At 67.8% G+C, this 16730-nt stretch carries 15 protein-coding genes and 1 pseudogene; 5 read left to right on the top strand and 11 right to left on the bottom strand.

Going from position 1 to position 16730, the window contains the following annotated elements; translation table 11 throughout:
- Positions 1-122: 122 nt before the first annotated feature.
- From MMF96_RS12815 to MMF96_RS12780, 8 genes are all read right to left on the bottom strand, one after another.
- On the bottom strand, positions 123-1514 hold the full coding sequence (locus MMF96_RS12815) for a sulfate adenylyltransferase subunit 1 (protein WP_256883747.1): 1392 nt from the start codon (positions 1512-1514) through the stop codon (positions 123-125).
- The gene (gene cysD / locus MMF96_RS12810) at positions 1514-2524 is read right to left on the bottom strand and encodes a sulfate adenylyltransferase subunit CysD (RefSeq protein ID WP_256883746.1); all 1011 of its coding nucleotides are present in this window, start codon (positions 2522-2524) and stop codon (positions 1514-1516) included. The genes MMF96_RS12815 and cysD overlap by 1 nt, the downstream gene beginning before the upstream one ends.
- A complete protein-coding gene (locus tag MMF96_RS12805) occupies positions 2521-3267 on the bottom strand; it encodes a phosphoadenylyl-sulfate reductase (protein ID WP_176618527.1) in 747 nt (248 codons plus the stop codon). The genes cysD and MMF96_RS12805 overlap by 4 nt, the downstream gene beginning before the upstream one ends.
- A complete protein-coding gene (locus MMF96_RS12800) occupies positions 3264-5039 on the bottom strand; it encodes a nitrite/sulfite reductase (RefSeq protein ID WP_176618526.1) in 1776 nt (591 codons plus the stop codon). Before MMF96_RS12800 ends, MMF96_RS12805 begins: the two co-directional genes overlap by 4 nt.
- Positions 5040-5181: 142 nt before the next feature.
- Complete coding sequence (locus tag MMF96_RS12795) at positions 5182-5949, bottom strand: sirohydrochlorin chelatase (protein ID WP_256883745.1); 768 nt, start codon at positions 5947-5949, stop codon at positions 5182-5184.
- 19 nt (positions 5950-5968) lie between these two features.
- A complete protein-coding gene (locus MMF96_RS12790; RefSeq protein WP_256883744.1) occupies positions 5969-7387 on the bottom strand; it encodes an MFS transporter in 1419 nt (472 codons plus the stop codon).
- Positions 7388-7390: 3 nt separating this feature from the next.
- The gene (locus tag MMF96_RS12785; protein WP_256883743.1) at positions 7391-8611 is read right to left on the bottom strand and encodes an ABC transporter permease; all 1221 of its coding nucleotides are present in this window, start codon (positions 8609-8611) and stop codon (positions 7391-7393) included.
- A 1-nt stretch (position 8612) separates the two neighbouring features.
- Positions 8613-9545, bottom strand: coding sequence for an ABC transporter ATP-binding protein (locus MMF96_RS12780; protein WP_256883742.1), 933 nt, complete (start codon positions 9543-9545; stop codon positions 8613-8615).
- Positions 9546-9693: 148 nt separating this feature from the next.
- Between MMF96_RS12780 and MMF96_RS12775 the strand changes: the two genes are divergently transcribed.
- The gene (locus tag MMF96_RS12775; protein WP_256883741.1) at positions 9694-10338 is read left to right on the top strand and encodes a TRIC cation channel family protein; all 645 of its coding nucleotides are present in this window, start codon (positions 9694-9696) and stop codon (positions 10336-10338) included.
- Between the two features lie 38 nt (positions 10339-10376).
- On the top strand, positions 10377-10802 hold the full coding sequence (locus tag MMF96_RS12770) for a hypothetical protein (protein WP_256883740.1): 426 nt from the start codon (positions 10377-10379) through the stop codon (positions 10800-10802).
- Positions 10803-10842: 40 nt separating this feature from the next.
- Here MMF96_RS12770 and MMF96_RS12765 read toward each other — a convergent pair whose 3' ends face one another.
- The 3 genes from MMF96_RS12765 to MMF96_RS12755 are packed head-to-tail and all read right to left on the bottom strand — an operon-like array spanning position 10843 to position 13984.
- On the bottom strand, positions 10843-11946 hold the full coding sequence (locus tag MMF96_RS12765) for a polyprenyl synthetase family protein (RefSeq protein ID WP_176618521.1): 1104 nt from the start codon (positions 11944-11946) through the stop codon (positions 10843-10845).
- Positions 11943-13280 (bottom strand): geranylgeranyl reductase family protein, encoded by a 1338-nt coding sequence (locus tag MMF96_RS12760; RefSeq protein ID WP_176618520.1) that lies wholly within the window; start codon positions 13278-13280, stop codon positions 11943-11945. Before MMF96_RS12760 ends, MMF96_RS12765 begins: the two co-directional genes overlap by 4 nt.
- 8 nt (positions 13281-13288) lie before the next feature.
- The gene (locus tag MMF96_RS12755) at positions 13289-13984 is read right to left on the bottom strand and encodes a demethylmenaquinone methyltransferase (protein WP_176618519.1); all 696 of its coding nucleotides are present in this window, start codon (positions 13982-13984) and stop codon (positions 13289-13291) included.
- A 55-nt stretch (positions 13985-14039) separates the two neighbouring features.
- Between MMF96_RS12755 and MMF96_RS12750 the strand changes: the two genes are divergently transcribed.
- The 3 genes and pseudogenes from MMF96_RS12750 to MMF96_RS12740 all read left to right on the top strand — a co-directional run.
- Positions 14040-15371 (top strand): isochorismate synthase MenF, encoded by a 1332-nt coding sequence (locus MMF96_RS12750; RefSeq protein WP_176618518.1) that lies wholly within the window; start codon positions 14040-14042, stop codon positions 15369-15371.
- Positions 15372-15575: 204 nt separating this feature from the next.
- Positions 15576-16472 (top strand): ABC transporter substrate-binding protein, encoded by an 897-nt coding sequence (locus MMF96_RS12745; protein WP_256883739.1) that lies wholly within the window; start codon positions 15576-15578, stop codon positions 16470-16472.
- Positions 16469-16730 (top strand): annotated as a pseudogene (locus tag MMF96_RS12740) (hypothetical protein); the annotation flags it as partial. The gene MMF96_RS12745 and the pseudogene MMF96_RS12740, both read left to right, overlap by 4 nt.

The raw sequence follows: 16730 nt of genomic DNA, 5'->3' as shown, positions 1-16730 counted from the left end.
CTACTGGTACATAGTAGCGTTAAGTACTGGGGATGCAACACCCCCTTTGAAGGTTAATGGACGACGGCGTTCCCTCCTTGGGTGCGTCCCGCACCCGGGCGCACGGCTCGACCACCGGACCGCTAGATCACGTAGCGTTCGTCCTCGTGGTCTCCGGGGTGGTCCCGCACCAGGCCTGCGGCCAGCGTGTTGCCGTCCTGCGGGTCCACCACCAGGAACGCGCCCGTGCGCCGGTGCAGCGCGTACGTCTCGACCGGCAGTGCCGAGGACAGCCGGATCTGGGCCGTGCCGATGTCATTCAGCTCCAGCCCGGAGGCGGCCTCCAGCCCAAAGGATTCCAGGTCCAGCTTGCCCGTCACGGCCCGGATGAGGCCCTGGACGGTCCTGCTGCCGTGCTTGATGAGCACCTTGGCACCTTCGCGCAGCGGCTTGGCCGAGAGCCAGCACAGTTCCGCGTACAGGTCCTGGCTCGTTTCGCCAAAGGTGCCCGTCGCGGCGATCAGGTCGCCGCGGGCAATGTCGATCTCCTCGCTCAGGCGCAGCGAGACCGACTGCGGCGCCACGGCCCGTTCCAGCGAACGCCCCGCAAAGTCGATGCCAACCACGGTGGCCCTCCGTCCGGACGGCAGGACCGTGATGTCCTCACCCACGGCCACCGACCCGGACGCCACTTGGCCCGCATAGGCGCGGTAGTCACGGAAGGAGGCGCCGGCGTCGTCCGCGGAAACCAGCCCGGGGGCCAGCGCACCCTGCGGACGGATCACCAGCTGGACCGGGAAGCGGAACGGCTCCAGGCCGCGCTCCACCTCGTCCAGGGTGGGCAGCGTCTCCAGGATTTCCAGCAGGCTGGGGCCCGTGTACCAGGGGGTGCGGGCGGAGCGTTCCACCACGTTGTCGCCCTCCAGCGCGGACACGGGCACCACCAGCACATCGGTGACGCCGATCTGCTCGGCCACGCCCTGCACCTGCGCCTCAATGGCACGGAAGGTGTCCTCGCTGAAATCGACGAGGTCGATCTTGTTCACTGCCACCACCACGCTGGGCACGCGAAGCAGGCGCAGCACGGACAGGTGCCTGCGGGTCTGCTCCAACACGCCCTTGCGGGCATCGATGAGCACGACGACGGCGTCAGCCGTGGACGCTCCCGTCACCGTGTTCTTGGTGTACTGGATGTGCCCGGGGCAGTCGGCGAGGATGAAGCTGCGCCGGTCCGTGGCGAAGTAGCGGTAGGCCACGTCGATCGTGATGCCCTGTTCGCGCTCGGCGCGCAGGCCGTCGGTCAGCAGGGCCAGGTCGATCTTTTGCGTGCTGCCGTTTTCTCCGCCGAAGCCCCGGTCCGCGGACGTGCGGGTCACGGCGTCGAGCGTGTCGGCCAGGATGGCCTTGGAGTCGTGGAGCAGCCGGCCCACCAGGGTGGACTTGCCGTCGTCGACGGAGCCGGCCGTGGCGAAGCGGAACAGGGTGCCGACAGGGGCCTCGACAGGCTCGACCAGCGGGTTGGTTGAAGTGCTCATTAGAAGTACCCGTCCTTCTTGCGGTCTTCCATGGCGGCCTCGGAGATGCGGTCATCGGCCCGGGTGGCGCCACGTTCGGTCAGGGTTGAGGCGGCCACTTCGCGCACCACGTCGTGGACGGTGGCGGCGCTGGAGGCCACGGCACCGGTGCAGGACATGTCACCCACCGTGCGGTAGCGGACCTGCTTGATGACCACTTCCTCATCGGGGCGCGGCTGGGACACCTCGCCCACGGCACGCCACATGCCGTCGCGTTCAAACACCTCGCGCTCGTGGGCGTAGTACAGGCCCGGCAGCTCAATGTTTTCGCGGGCGATGTAGCGCCACACATCCAGCTCGGTCCAGTTGCTGATGGGGAAGGCCCGCACGTGCTGGCCCACCGTGTGGCGGCCGTTGTACAGGTTCCACAGTTCGGGGCGCTGGTTGCGCGGGTCCCACTGGCCGAACTCGTCGCGGAGGGACAGGATGCGCTCCTTGGCGCGCGCCTTGTCCTCGTCGCGGCGGCCGCCGCCAAAGACGGCGTCAAACCTGTTGCGGGCGATGGCGTCCAGCAGTGGCACGGTCTGGAGCGGGTTGCGGGTGCCGTCAGCGCGCTCGGCCAGCTCGCCGCTGTCGATGAACTCCTGCACGGAGCCCACTTCCAGGCGCAGGCCCAGCCGTTCCACCGTGCGGTCGCGGAAGTCGATGACCTCGGGGAAGTTGTGGCCGGTGTCCACATGCAGCACGGGGAACGGGACCTTGCCCGGCCAGAATGCCTTCGTGGCCAGGTGCAGCATGAGCACCGAGTCCTTGCCGCCGGAGAACAGCAGCGCGGGGCGCTCAAACTCGGCAACGACCTCGCGGATGATGTGGATCGCCTCGGATTCGAGGAGGTCCAGGGAGTCCAGGGTCTCGACTTGGGGCCCCGGACGCGAGGGGTCCCCTGCCGGGGTTGTGAGGCCGGGGAGCGTTTGGGGCTCGACCGGCGAATCAGGCTCGACCAGCGTCGGTTCTGTTGTTTGGGTGCTCATGTGTGTAGCCCGCATTCTGTCTTGGAGGTGCCGGCCCAGCGGCCGGACCTGGGGTCCGCGCCGGGGGCCACTTTCTTGGTGCAGGGTGCGCAGCCGATGGACGGGTAGCCCTGGCCCAGCAGCGGATTGACGGGCAGGAGGTTGTCCTCGGAGTAGCCGGCCAGGTCCTCGGCGGACCAGGTGGCCACCGGGTTGACCTTGACCAGGCCGTTCTTTTCATCCCAGCTGACCAGCGGCGTGTTGGTGCGGGTGGGGGCCTCGTCGCGGCGCACGCCGGTGAACCACAGCTCATAGCCGGCGAGGGCCTTGTGCAGGGGTGCCACCTTGCGCAGGGCACAGCAGCGGCCGGGGTCGCGGGCAAACAGGTCCCGGCCCAGCAGCGAGTCTTGTTCGGCCACGGTGTGCTCCGGCAGGACGTCGACGACGTTCACCCGCAGGTTTTCCGCCACCTCGTTGCGCGTGGCGTAGGTTTCCGGGAAGTGGTAGCCGGTGTCCAGGAACAGCACGTCAACGCCGGGCAGCTGGTCGGCAACCAGGGCCGGCAGCACGGCGTCGGCCATGGAACAGGCGACGGCGGCCGCTTGCGTTTCGAAGTTCTTCGCCACCCAGGCGATGACCTCCTTCGCGGACGCGTCCCAGGCCAGTGCCGCGGCGCCCGCCTCGGCGAGCGCCTGGAGTTCGGTGTGGGAGCGGAGCGCGGTCTCGACAGGCTCGACCAGCGGGGTCAGTGGGTTGGCACTCATTTCAGCAGCTCCTCATCAACCCTGTGGGCGAATTCTGCGAAGGTTTCCCCTGCCAGCTTGTTGTTGACGTAGCTGCGAATGACGCGCTCCACGTAGTCGGGCAGGTCGGGGATGGCCACCTTCAAACCGCGGACGGTGCGGCCCAGGCCGGCCTCCTCACGGTTGTGCGAGGACAAGCCGCCGCCGAGGTGGACCTGGAAGCCCCCCTGGGTGCCGCCGTCGTCCGTGGGGACAACAATGCCCTTCAGGCCAATGTCCGCCGTCTGGATGCGGGCGCAGGAGTTGGGGCAGCCGTTGAGGTACAGGGTGAGCGGCTCCTCGAGTTCCCCGGCGTCGACCAGGTCGGCCAGGCGCTCCTCAAGTTCGGAAATGATGTTGATGGCCGTGTCCTTCGTGTTCACGATGGCCAGCTTGCAAAATTCGACGCCTGTGCACGCCATGGTGTTGCGGCGGAAGACGGAGGGCCGGGCGGAGAGCCCAATTTCATCCATGCCGGCAATGACCGGCTCAACGTGGTCCCTGGGAATGTCCAGGGCGATGATCTTCTGCAGCGGGGTGGTGCGCAGGCGGTGGGAGCCGTGGGCTTCCAGCAGGTCCGCCAGGGCCAGCATGCCCGTGCCGGAGAAGCGGCCCACGCACGGGGCGGCGCCGATGAAGAAGTTGCCGTCCTTTTGCTCGTGGACGCCAACGTGGTCGCCGTTGACTTTGGCCTTGGGCGGGGCCACGCCGTCGGGCAGCTTGTGGCCCAGGTATTCGTCCTCGAGGACCTGGCGGAACTTCTCCGGCCCCCAGTCCTCCACCAGGAACTTCAGCCGGGCCTTGTTGCGCATGCGCCGGTAGCCGTAGTCGCGGAAGATGCTGGTGACGCCCTCCCACACGGCGGGGCCCTGCTCCGGCGGCACAAACACGCCAACGCGCTTGGCCAGGCGGGGTGCGGTGGAGAGTCCGCCGCCCACCCACAGGTCGTAGCCGGGGCCCAGTTCCGGATGCTGCACGCCCACAAAGGAAATGTCGTTGATTTCGTGGATCGTGTCGTGGTCCGGGTAGCCGGTGATGGAGGTCTTGTACTTGCGCGGCAGGTTGGAAAACTGCGGGTTGCCAATGTAGCGCTCGCGCAGTTCCTGCAGGAATCCGGTGGGGTCGATGATCTCGGCCTTGGCGATGCCGGCAACGGGGGATCCGAGCATGCCGCGGGGCACGTCGCCGCAGGCCTCGGTGGTTTGCAGGCCCACTGCTTCGAGGCGGCGCCAGATCTCCGGAATGTTCTCAACCTCGATCCAGTGGAACTGGATGTTCTGGCGGTTGGTCAAGTCCGCCGTATTGCGGGCAAAATCAATGGAAATCTGGCCGATGACGCGCAGCTGTTCGGTGGTGAGCTTGCCGCCGTCGGTGCGCACCCGCATCATGAGGTAGCTGTCCTCGAGCTCGTGCGGTTCCAGCTGGGCCGTCTTGCCGCCGTCGATCCCCTGCTTGCGCTGCGTGTACAGGCCCCACCAGCGGAACCGCCCGTGCAGGTCGTCGTCGGCGATCGAATCGAAGCCCTGCTTGGAGTAGATCGTCTCGATGCGGTGGCGCACGGAGAGCCCGTCGTCTTCCTGCTTCCACACCTCGACAGGGTTCAGCGGCGCCTTGCCGTCCACCTTCCACTGGCCGTGGGGCTTGGCGGCGGGGCGGGCGCGGACGGGGCGCTGTGCCGGCGTCCCGGCGGACTCGGCGGCGGGGCTGTTTTCCGTGCCGGGGGCGGCCGCTCCGGCGAGAACTGTCTGTGTCATGAAACGAGCGTAGGTTGCCTGTTGCCGGCGGCAGGAAGGCGGTGCAACGCGGGTTCACCTTGGGCAATATTTCGTCACGTGCCCCGTTTGGGCGCCGGGTGTGCTGGGCTGGGATGTCGTGCCGGCGGCGGGGGCCAGCGGGTCAGGAGGCGCCCTGCCCGGCTTTTCTCGCTGCAGCGGCCACGGCTGCGTCAAAGTGTTCCAGTGCCAGCTGCGCCACCAGGGGCGAGGGCAGCAGCGGCTCGCTGACCCGGTCCGCGCCGGCCGTGCCCAGCTGGTCGTGGAAGTACCCCGGCGCCAGCAGGTAGGAGGCGACGGCGACGCCGGCCGCACCCTGCGCGCGCAGCTGCGCCACGGCGTCGGGCACGGTTGGTTTGGCGCTGGCACCATAGGCGGCCAGCACCGTTTCGGGCCGGCGGACGGCTAGGTCGGCAGCCAGCACCTCGATCTGCCCGGCGGCTTCCGGCCGGGAGGAGCCGGCCGCCGCCAGGACGATCCCCCAGTGCGCGGGCAGCGCCCCCAGCCGCTCGTCAAGCAGCTTGGCCAGGCGCGGGTCCGGGCCCAGCGGCGCCGCCGCGAGCGAGCCGGGCCGGCGTGCCACGGCGTGGGCAATGTCCACCTGGACGTGGAACCCCACCGTCAGCAGAAGGGGCACGACGACGGCCCGCATCCCGGCGGGCAGCCCCGCTATCACCTCCGGGAGCGCCGGTTCCTGGACGTCCACGTAGGCTTCCAGCACCGCCAATCCGGGGCGGAGGTCCGCGATGTCGGCCCGGAGCCGGTTGATCCGGGCCCGGCCGTCTGCGTTGTTCGTGCCGTGGGCGCAGGCGATCATGACCGTCGTGCCGGCGTCGCCTGTGCCTGTGCTGCCCTCCGCCACGGGCCCACCTCCCAAAGTCGTTTGCATCATTCTGTTCAATGTACGTCAATCAAGGTGTGTCACCGGTGTCTGGCGTGCCCTCCTCCACGGCCACCGCCGCCGCGGGCACCTCCGCCGCGGCCCTGTTCGTAATCCCGAACGCGGAAACAACGCCCCCGGCAATGAACATGCCGGCGGTGATGGCCACAATGCGCCGGAACGACCCAAAGTCCAGCACACCGCCCAGCATGGCGCCCGCGAGCGCCACAGCGACCAGGCCCGCCACCCGGGACACCGCATTGTTGATGGCCGATCCAATCCCGCTTTGCGCCGGCCGCACCGCCCCCAGGATGGCCGAGGTCAGCGGCGCCACCGTGACGGACATGCCCACGGAGAACACCAGGAGGCCCGGCAGGATATGCAGCCAAAAATTGAACGGCCGGGAGGCGGTGGCCATCAGCAGGTAGCCGGCACCGGCCAGGATGGGCCCCGCCGTCATGAACAGCCTCGGGCCGTATTTGCCGGCCAGGGTCCCAAACCGGCCGGCCAGCAACAGCATGACGACGGCGGTGGGCATCGACGCCAGCCCGGCCAGCGCCGCCGGGAAGCCGGCCACCTCCTGCAGGAACAGCACCATCATCAGCCCGCCCAGGGACGCCCCGGCATAGATGAAGGTGGTGGCAACGTTGCCGATGCCAAAATTCCTGATGCGGAACAGGCCCAGCGGCATCATGGGCGCCCGCGTGCGCCCTTCCCACCACAGGAACACGGCCAGCGCAGCCAACCCCAGCACGAACGGCACAACCACGGCGGGGCTGCCCCAGCCCAACCGGTCCTGCTCGATCAGGGCAAACACCGTCCCGGCCAGTCCGGCGGAGGCCAGCAGCGCACCCGGGACGTCCACCCGCCCCGGGGAGCCGGCGGCAGCACCGGCGTCGTCCGCGGAAGGCAGCGCCAGCCCGCGCAGCAGCACCAGCGTGGCGGCAATCGGCAGGACGTTGACGGCGAAGATGAACCGCCAGCTGGCGAAGTCCACGAGCAGCCCGCCCAGCAGCGGGCCCGCCAGGAACGCTGTGCCGGTCCAGGCCGTCCAGGAGCCGATCGCCTTGCCCTGCGCGGTCCCGCTGAACGTGGAGGTGATCAGCGCCAGTGAGCTGGGCACCAGCAGCGCCGCGCCCGCGCCCTGCACGCAGCGCGCCAGGATCAGCACCAGCGCGGTGGGCGCCACGGCGCAGGCCAGGGAAGCAACGCCAAATATGAGCAGCCCGGCGCGCAGGACCCGGACGCGGCCCAGGGTGTCGGACAACGAGCCGGCAATGAGGATCAGCGAACCCAGGGCCAGCAGGTAGGCGTCCACCACCCACTGCTGGGTGGTCAGGCCCCCGCCCAGCTCCCGGGTCAGGGCCGGCAGCGCCACATTGACGATGGCGCCGTCGAGGAACGCCACGAACGATGCCAGGACCGCCACCCACAGCACGCGGCGCTGCATGGTTCAGCGCCTTCTGGCGAAGGCGGTGCGCAGCGAGAGCTTGCGCGAATATTCGATGGAGCCGTAACGGAACAGGTGCACGGCCAGGCGCAGGGCCAGCGCGCCGAAGGCAAACAGCTCGGCAATGACCACCGCCGCCGAGGCCGCGTTGAGCGAGCCGAAGCCATTGCGCAGCATGGCCGTGATGGGGGCGGTGAACGGGAAGAAGGTAAAGATCTGGACGATGACGTTGCCGGGGTCGCTGACCACCATGGTCACGATGTAAAACGGGATGAACATCATGATCATGACCGGGGCGAACACGGTGCTGGCATCCTTCGCCGTCGGCATCACCGCACCGATGGCCACCAACACGCCGGTGAAGAGGATGAACCCGCCAATGAACAGCAGGGCGCCCACCAGCATGGGCCAGAACTGGATTTGCAGGTGCGAGATGTCAAAGTTGGGCATGGCCAGCTGGTCGCGGAAAAACACGTAGCCAAGGACCATCGGCGCGGCAAACACCACGGCCTGCACCGTGCCCACCAAAAACAGCGAGACCACCTTGCCCACCACCAGCGTGGTCGGGTTCAGCGTGGTGAGGATCATCTCCGTGACCCGGTTTTCCTTCTCCTCCAGCGTGGACGCCAGCATCTGGTTCGCCAGCAGGATGATCACCACGTAAAACAGCACCAGGAACAGCAGCGGCGGCACCACGGTTTCCAGCCCGCCGGAGACCTGCCCGTCCTTGAAGGTTTCCGCCTGCGTGCTGAACGTTCCCTGCACGGCGGCCGCCAGCTCCGCCGAGCCCACCTTTTCCCGTGCGGAGAGGACCACCAGCTGCCTGGCCACCGCCTCGTAGGTGCCGTTCTTGAAAATGCCGTGGTCCGTGCCGTACACCTTCACCTGGCCTGCGGTGAGGCTGGCCGGGAAGCTGAAGTAGGCGTTGAGCCTGCCCTCCCGGACACGTTCGACGGCGGTCCCCGGATCCGTCTCCACCTGCCCTCCCATGGCCCGGGCTATGGCGGGGTCCAGCAGCGCGGAGGCGTCCGTGTAGCTGAAGCTGAGCTTGTCGTTCTTTTGCGCCTCGGACAGGGACTTGGTGCTGGAACTGCTGGCGAACACGAGCCCAAACACGATGGCCAGCAGCGCCGGGATGGCCAGCGTGGCAATCCAGAACCGGCGTTTCTTGATGGTGCGGGTGAATTCAAACTGCACCACGGTGCCCAGGTTGTGCCGTGCCATGCTAGATCGCCGCCGCTTCGGCCGTGGAATTTTCCCCATAGACCTGGATGAAGATGTCGTCCAGGCTGCGCTTTGCCGCCACAAAGCTGCGGACCAGCAGCCCGGAATGAACCAGTTCGCGCAACACCTCCGCTTCGTCGGCGGAGTCGTCCAGGGCCAGCTCGGCATAGTTGGTGTCCGCCAGCACCACCCGGAAATTCGGTGACGGGGGGAGGGTTCCGGAGAACTTCAGCCGCACGGTGCGCCCGCCAAACTGGTTCTGCACCTCGTCAATGGTGCCGTAGGCCTCGCTCCTTCCGTCCTTGAGCAGGATGATCCGGTCGCACAGCCGTTCCACCTCCTCCATCTGGTGCGTGACCATCATGACGGTGGCGCCGGCCTTCTTCCTGTCCTCGATGATGTCCATCAGCAGCCTGCGGTTCACCGGGTCGAAGCCCTTGGTGGGTTCGTCCAGGATCAACAGTTCCGGATTGTTCATGATGGTGACGCCGAGCTGGATCTTTTGCTGCTGTCCGCCGGAAAGCTTGTCCACACGCACATCCGCCTTGTCGGCCAGGTCCACCCGGTCCAGGTAGTCGCGGGAAAACCTTTGTGAATCCGCCCGGGAGAGTCCCTTGAGCCGGCCAAAGTACGTCATGACGTCCAGCACGGACTCCTTTTTGTACAGTCCGCGCTCTTCGGGCAGGTACCCGAGCCGGGCCCCATAGTCGTCGCTGAACACCCGGCCGTTGATTTCCAGGGTGCCGGACGTGGGCCGGTAGATGCCCAGCAGGGCCCGGATCGTGGTGGTCTTCCCGCTGCCGTTGCTGCCCAGGAAACCAAACGTCTCCCCGCGCGCCACGTCGAAGGAGAGCCCGTCAATGACGGTGTTCTCGCCAAACTGCATGCGAAAATCCTTGATGTGGATGAGAGGTTGCGCGACGGCGTTGTCCATGGTGCCAGCGTATCGACATTTCACGGCCGTGGGGGCGTGCGCCCGGCGCGTCCGGGACCGCTGATGGTTGCCCTGCAGTCGGCCGCCGTACGCTTGAACCGGCCCTCCGCGGCCGCTCCGCCGACCCTCCGACCCAAGGAAGTGACACGTGCACCTTGACATTCCACTGATCCTGGACCTCACGGGCTGCTTTTTCTTCGCCGTCTCCGGTTCGCTGCTGGCGGTCCGGAAGGGTTTTGACCTGGTGGGCTCGGTGCTGCTGGGATCCCTTGTGGGACTGGGTGGCGGCGTGGTCCGCGACTTCATCCTCAACGCCGGGCCGCCCGCCGCCTTCAGCAACCCCATTTACCTGGCGGCGCCGCTGCTGGCCGCCCTGATGGTGTACCTCGTGGTGGGCGGCGTGCAACGCGTCAGCCGGCTCGTGTTGATGTTCGACGCCGGCGGGCTGGCCCTGTTCTGCATCACCGGTTCGCTGAAGGCGCTGGAGGCCGGCATGAACGCGGCCGCCGCGATCCTGCTGGGCGTGGCGACGGCCGTGGGCGGCGGAATCCTGCGCGACATCACGGCAGACCAGGTGCCGAGCGTCTTCGACCCGAAGACCATGTACGCCATTCCGGCACTCCTGGGTTCGGCCCTGGCCACGGGCCTGTGGTACCTGGGCTGGCTGAACCTGGTCACGGGGACTGTTGTCGCGGTGGTGGTCTTCGCCCTGCGCATGCTGGCCCTGCACTTCCACTGGCACGCGCCCCTGGCGGCCCGCAGCTGGGCACGACCGCGATTCCGTCGCGGCTAGGATTGGGGAAACAACAATCGCCGATCCTGGAGTATTGAATGTCCGACATCTTTGTTGAGAAGTTCCGTGGCCTGGTTCCCCTGTACCTGGGCGAACCGTGGCAGAAAGCGGACGGGATCGACCGGGAGGACCTGGACAGCATTTTTGCCGAACTGGACCTCACCGTCCCCCAGGCCCTGCAGGAATTCCTCAACGCCGTGGGCAACTGTGAAGAACTCATGGAGGCGTACTACTACTTCTGGGATCCGGAAGAGCTCGAAATCGAGGACGGCTACCTTTTGTTCCTGGAGGACGAGGACGAGGCCTACACCTGGGGCATGCGGGTGGACCAGGCCGATGTCCCCGACCCGATCGTGTGGCGCCGCAACAACGCCACCGGCGAGTGGGTCAACGAGGAAGGCACGTTCAGCGAGTTTGTCCTCGACATGCTCGACTGGGTCTTCAACGACGACGAAGACGACTGACCCCCGCACGGGGCGGAGCCGTCACCGGCCTGAACCTGGGCTAGACGTCGCGGTCCACCACGGCCTCGGCAAAGCTGGCCAGCGCCGACTTGACCATGCCGTCAGGCAACGGGGCCAGGGCGGCGATGGCCTGGGCCGACCATTCGCGCGCCACGGTCCAGGACTCGGCGGTCACGGGGTGTTCGCGCAGCGCCGCCACGGCCTCCGCCAGCGCCTCGTCGCTGCTGAGGTCCCCCTCCACGAGCGCCAGCACGGAGGCGGCGGCGGCATCGCCCGCCGCAGCGGCCTTGCGCAGCAGCAGCACCGGCAGCGTGGGCACGCCTTCGCGCAGGTCCGTGCCCGGCGACTTCCCGGACACCTGCTTGAGCCCCGTGACGTCAATGACGTCGTCGGCCAGCTGGAACGCGATGCCCACCTTTTCGCCGTACTCCAGCATGACGTCCTGCAGTTCCTCGGGCACGCCGGCAAAGATGGCGCCAAGCTGCCCGGAGGCGGCCACGAGCGAGCCGGTCTTGTCTGCAATCACGGACAGGTAGTGCTCCACGGGGTCCTGGTCCTCGCGCGGCCCCACGGTCTCGTGCAGCTGGCCCAGGCACAGGCGTTCAAAGGTGCGGGCCTGGATTTCCAGCGCCCGGCCGCCCAGCTCGGATACCAGGATGGAGGCGCGGGCAAAAATGAGGTCGCCGGTGAGGATGGCCACCGTGTTGCCCCACACCTCGTGGGCCGTGGGCGCACCGCGGCGGTAGGGGGCGGAGTCCATCACGTCGTCGTGGTAGAGCGTGGCCAGGTGCGTCAGTTCCACCACGACGGCGGCCTGCACCACTTCCGGCCTGCCTGCGTCCCCCAGGTGGGCGGCCAGGAGCACCAGCAGCGGGCGGATGCGCTTGCCGCCGGCCTCCACCAGGTGGCGGCTCGTGGCGTCGGCCAGGGGGTCGGAGTTGGCGATGGCCTCCCGCAGGACCTTTTCCACCTTCGCCATGCGCAGCGCGATGGAGGGCCCCAGCTCCGGGTCATCGGCGACGGCGGTGAATCCGGCAGGCAATTGCAGGGCGGTGGCAATGGCCATGGTGCTGGGATTGGCGTCCGCGGAATCGGTACGCCCGTGTCCGGCATGGGTCCAGCTATGGTCTGCGGAAGTAGTCACTGCTTAACACTAACTATTGGAAGGGATGTTGCGTGGACGTCACGGGTCGTGCCTTGGTTGCCGGTGGCGGGCACCAGCTTCTCCAGTAGATGAATCACTCTATCCTCAAAACCGCGTTCACCGGGGTCCGTGAGGTTGGCCATGAGCCGCACCACAAAGCGCATGAGGGCCGGGAGCGGCATGCCCGTGCGCAGGGCCAGCTTCATGATGGCCGGGTTGCCGATCAGTCCCGCAAAGATGCGGCCCAGGGTGAAGTGGCTGCCCCACTGCCCGCGGACATGGGCACTGTAGCCGGCGAGGGCGTGGTTCGCGGCCAGCCGCGAGTTGGTCCCGGCCGCGCGGACAATGAATTCCGCCGCGAAGCGGGCCGACTCCATGGCGTAGGAAATGCCCTCGCCGTTGAAGGGGCTGACCATGCCGCCGGCGTCGCCGAGCAGCATCAGCCCGTCGGAGTAGTGCGGGGTGCGGTTGAAGCCCATGGGCAGGGCGGCGCCGCGGATGGGCCCCACCTGGTTTTCCGGCGTGAACCCCCATTCCGCAGGCATGGAGGCCGTCCACTCGCGCAGCACGGAACGGTAGTCCAGCTTGCCGAATTCCTTGGATGAGTTCAGGATGCCCAGGCCCACGTTGGAGGTGCCGTCGCCCACGCCGAACACCCAGCCGTAGCCGGGGAGCGGCTTGCCGGGCCGGCCCGCCTTGGACGGCGCCGCCAGCTCCAGCCAGCCTTCCATCCAGTCGTCGTTGTGCCGCGGGGAGGTGAAGTAGGTGCGGCAGGCCACGCCCATGGGCCGGTCGTCGCGCTTTTGCAGGCCCAGGGAGACGGCCGTCCGGGTTGAGTTGCCGTCGGCGGCCAGCACGACGTCGGCGAAAAAGTCCCGCGTCTCCCCCGTCTTCCGCCCCTCCCCGTCCACAAGCGACGCCCGGGCACCCACCACGGTTCCGGCGTCGTCCGTCAGGGCCCCGGTGACCGCATGGCCCTCCAGGACCGAAGCGCCGGCGGCCTGGGCATGGCGGGCCAGGGCCTCGTCAAAGCCCAGCCGGGTGCGGATCAGCCCGTAGTCGGGGAAGTTGGAAAGCTCCGGCCAGGGCACCTCGACGGTGCGGCCGCCGGCAATGAGGCGCAGCCCCTTGTTCCGCCGCCAGCCGTCCCCGGCCGGGTGCGGCAGGCCCATGAGCTGCATTTCCCGCACGGCGCGGGGCGTGAGCCCGTCGCCGCACACCTTCTCGCGGGGGAAACGGGTCTTCTCCAGGACCGTGACCTCGGTCCCGGCGGAGGCCAGGTGCCAGGCGGCGGTGGATCCGGCCGGGCCGGCGCCGACAACAAGTACCTTCACGGGGACCGCTAGGCCGGTTTCACGGCGCGGTGCACGGCCACAATGCCGCCGCTGAGGTTCCGGTACGCCACGGACGTCCAGCCGGCCTCATGGAGCCAGGCGGAGAGTTCGTCCTGGTTGGGCCAGGCGCGGATCGACTCGGCCAGGTAGACGTACGCGTCCGGGTTGGAGGCGGTTTTCCGGGCCACGGCCGGCAGCGCGCGCATCAGGTACTCGGTGTAGACGGTGCGCCACGGGGCAAAGGTCGGGTGGGAGAACTCGGCCACCACCAGCTTGCCCCCGGGCCGGGTCACGCGCAGCATTTCGCGCAGCGCCTTCTTCGGGTCGATGACGTTGCGCAGCCCAAAGGAGATGGTGGTGGCGTCGAAGGAGTTGTCCGCGAACGGCAGGTTGGTGGCGTCCCCGGCGATGAAGTCGATGTCCGGGCGGCGGCGCTTGCCCACCTTGAGCATGCCCACGGAGAAGTCGCAGGCCACGACGTGGATGCCGGCGTCGGCGTAGGGCTCGCTGGAGGTGCCGGTGCCGGCCGCCAGGTCCAGCACGCGCTGGCCGGGAACGGCATCGACGGCATCGACCACGACCCGCCGCCAGCGGCGCGTCTGCCCCATGGACAGGATGTCGTTGACGATGTCGTATCGGGGGGCCACGTCGTCGAACATGGCGGCCACTTCGTCCGGACGCTTCTCAAGGGATGCACGGTTCACCCCCCTAGTCTCTCAAACTTTGCGCGCGCGTGTGGACGAGTAACCTTGACTCATCATGACTGCAACCCCCGGCACCCTTCCGCTGCGCACCCTGACCACGGCCCTGGACGCCGCAGCACTGGACGGGCTTTCCGCCGCCACGCCCGCCGACCTCCTGGCCCCCGACGCCTTTTGCTGGCTCCGCCGCGGCGAAGGCCTGCTGGGCTACGGGGAGATCGCCCAGTTCTCCGGCACCGGCCCGGAGCGCTTTGCCGACGCCGAACAGTGGTGGAAGGAGCTGCTGGAGGGCGCCTTGGTCCGGGATCCCGTCCGCGTGCCGGGCACCGGCCCCCTCGCCTTCGGCTCCTTCGCGTTCTCCAAGTCCAGCCCGCACCCGTCCGTGCTGGTCATTCCGGAACTCGTGGTGGGCTTCCGCGACGGCACTGCGTGGGTCACACATCTCACCGTGGACGGCACGGTGCCCACGGCGGATTCCGCCCACGCCTTGTTGCGCGGCGTCCTGTCCAACGCTGCCGGAAGCCGTTCCGGTACGACGCCGGAGCCCCCCGCCGCGGGCACCGTGCGTTCCGGGGCGCTCACCGAGGAGCAGTGGAAGGCAACCGTCGCCGAGGGCGTCCGCGCCATTGGACGCGGCGGCCTGGACAAGGTGGTTTTGGCCCGCGATGTGGTGGCGAACCTTGAAAAACCGGTCTCGCGGGTTTCAATCCTGCAACGATTGGTGCAGCTGTACGGCGAATGCTGGACGTACGGGGTGCGCGGCCTGGTGGGTGCCACGCCGGAAATGCTGATCAAGGTTGACGGCACCACGGCGCAGGCCAGGGTGCTCGCCGGCACCCTGGACCGCAACGACGAACCGGCCGGCGCGGTGGGGTTTGCGGCGTCGGTCCTGGGCGGCTCGGCCAAGCAGCGCCAGGAACACGACTTTGCCGTCCGTTCCCTGACCCGGCAGCTTGCGCCCTTCGCCACGGACCTTTCCTTTCCGGCCGAACCGTTCATCCTGGAGCTGCCCAACGTCTGGCACCTGGCCTCCGACGTCACGGCCGAGCTGGCCGACTTTGAGGGCCACCTCCCCACCTCCCTGGCCCTCGTCGAGGCGCTGCACCCCACGGCGGCCGTGTGCGGAACGCCCCGCGAAAACGCCGGGGAGCTGATTCTCGAACTGGAAAAGATGGACCGTGGACCGTATGCCGGGCCCGTCGGCTGGCTCGACGGGGCCGGCAACGGCGAGTGGGGCATCGCCCTGCGCGGGGCGGTGCTGGAGGACCCCTTCTCGGTGCGGCTGTACGCCGGCGCCGGCATCGTCGAGGCGTCCGATCCGGAGTCCGAGCTGGCCGAGACATGGGCCAAGTTCCGGCCCATGCTCCAGGCGCTCGGCCTGCATGCCTGATTTCGTCCGGGATTTCAGACAGCTTCCCCGGGAAGGCCCTTGCGCACTGGCGGATAAAGTTGTTTGATAGTGAAACATAGTTTACCGTGATGCAAATCACAGGGCGTTACACTAGATTCTGATCTCTGTGCTCCAGTTCGAAACAAAGGGTTAAATATGCAAATCTCGTCTAGGCTTACCGTTCGCCTGGCAACCGTGGCCGCAGTGGCAGCGTTGGCACTGACAGGCTGCACCACCGCGTCCCAGGGCGGCGGGTCCGGCGCAGGCAGCACCGGCGGCGCCACGGCAGCCTCCTTTGACCCCGGCACCGTGGCCAAGGATCCTGCACTCATTGCAGAGCTTCCCGCGGCCATGAAGGGCCAGACCACCCTGACCGTCGGCACTGACACCTCCTATGCCCCTGCCGAGTTCCTCGGCGGCGCGGACGGCCAGACCCCCGAAGGCTACGACGTGGACCTGGCCAAGGCCATCGCGGCGACCCTGGGCATGACGGCCAAGGTCCAGACGGCCGAGTTTTCCTCGATCCTGCCGTCCCTCGGTGCCAAGTACAACCTCGGCATCTCCTCCTTCACGATCAACCCGGAACGTGCCAAGGCCGTGAACTTCGTCAGCTACTTCAATGCCGGCGTGCTGTGGGCCGTCCAGAAGGGCAACCCCAAGGGCATCACCATGGACAACCTCTGCGGCAAGAAGGTCGGCGTCCAGACGGGCACCATTGAGGAAAACCCGGACGTGTCCGGCCGCTCCGCAGCCTGTGTCAAGGCCGGCAAGCCCGCCATCGACATTGTCTCGCTGAAGAACCAGACGGACGTCACCACGCGCCTGGTCAACGGCAGCATCGACGCCATGAGCGCCGACTCCCCCATCATCGGCTACGCCCTGTCACAGACCGGCGGCCAGCTGCAGACCCTCGGCAAGGTCTACGACGGCGCCCCCGAGGGCATCGCGATCGCCAAAAACGACATGGCCCTGACGAACGTCATCGGCAAGGTCATGAACAAGCTGATCGACGATGGCACCTATGGCAAGATCCTCAAGGCCTGGAACAACACCGAGGGCGCGGTCACCAAGGCTGAGGTCAACCCGGTGGTCACACAGTGAGTGTCATCGCGGCACGCAGGAAGGCCCAGGGCCCCGAAGGGGCTCCGGAGCTGATCAAGTCCGTTCCTGTCCGGCACCCGGGGCGGTGGGTCGCCAGCGTCATCATCATCGTGCTGGCGGTCCTGGCCATCCAGTCGATTTGGACAAATCCGCAGTTCCGTTGGGGCACGGTCCGTACCTATCTTTTTGATGTCCTGGTGATCCGGGGCATTGGCTGGACGTTGCTGCTGACGGTGACCTCGATGGTGATCGCGATCG

Source organism: Arthrobacter sp. STN4 (assembly GCF_024539665.1).
Classification (GTDB): Bacteria; Actinomycetota; Actinomycetes; order Actinomycetales; family Micrococcaceae; genus Specibacter.
The sequence above is the reverse complement of the archived record's forward strand: the minus strand, read 5'-3'. Positions and strand labels throughout refer to the sequence as shown.

What these genes read in the sequence shown, in the direction of transcription:
- MMF96_RS12780 (WP_256883742.1), bottom strand. Translation starts at nt 9,545, where the DNA reads ATGGACAACGCCGTCGCGCAACCTCTCATCCACATCAAGGATTTTCGC.
- MMF96_RS12800 (WP_176618526.1), bottom strand. Translation starts at nt 5,039, where the DNA reads ATGACACAGACAGTTCTCGCCGGAGCGGCCGCCCCCGGCACGGAAAAC.
- MMF96_RS12790 (WP_256883744.1), bottom strand. Translation starts at nt 7,387, where the DNA reads ATGCAGCGCCGCGTGCTGTGGGTGGCGGTCCTGGCATCGTTCGTGGCG.
- MMF96_RS12795 (WP_256883745.1), bottom strand. Translation starts at nt 5,949, where the DNA reads ATGATGCAAACGACTTTGGGAGGTGGGCCCGTGGCGGAGGGCAGCACA.
- MMF96_RS12750 (WP_176618518.1), top strand. Translation starts at nt 14,040, where the DNA reads ATGACTGCAACCCCCGGCACCCTTCCGCTGCGCACCCTGACCACGGCC.
- MMF96_RS12815 (WP_256883747.1), bottom strand. Translation starts at nt 1,514, where the DNA reads ATGAGCACTTCAACCAACCCGCTGGTCGAGCCTGTCGAGGCCCCTGTC.
- MMF96_RS12770 (WP_256883740.1), top strand. Translation starts at nt 10,377, where the DNA reads ATGTCCGACATCTTTGTTGAGAAGTTCCGTGGCCTGGTTCCCCTGTAC.
- MMF96_RS12785 (WP_256883743.1), bottom strand. Translation starts at nt 8,611, where the DNA reads ATGGCACGGCACAACCTGGGCACCGTGGTGCAGTTTGAATTCACCCGC.
- cysD (WP_256883746.1), bottom strand. Translation starts at nt 2,524, where the DNA reads ATGAGCACCCAAACAACAGAACCGACGCTGGTCGAGCCTGATTCGCCG.
- MMF96_RS12805 (WP_176618527.1), bottom strand. Translation starts at nt 3,267, where the DNA reads ATGAGTGCCAACCCACTGACCCCGCTGGTCGAGCCTGTCGAGACCGCG.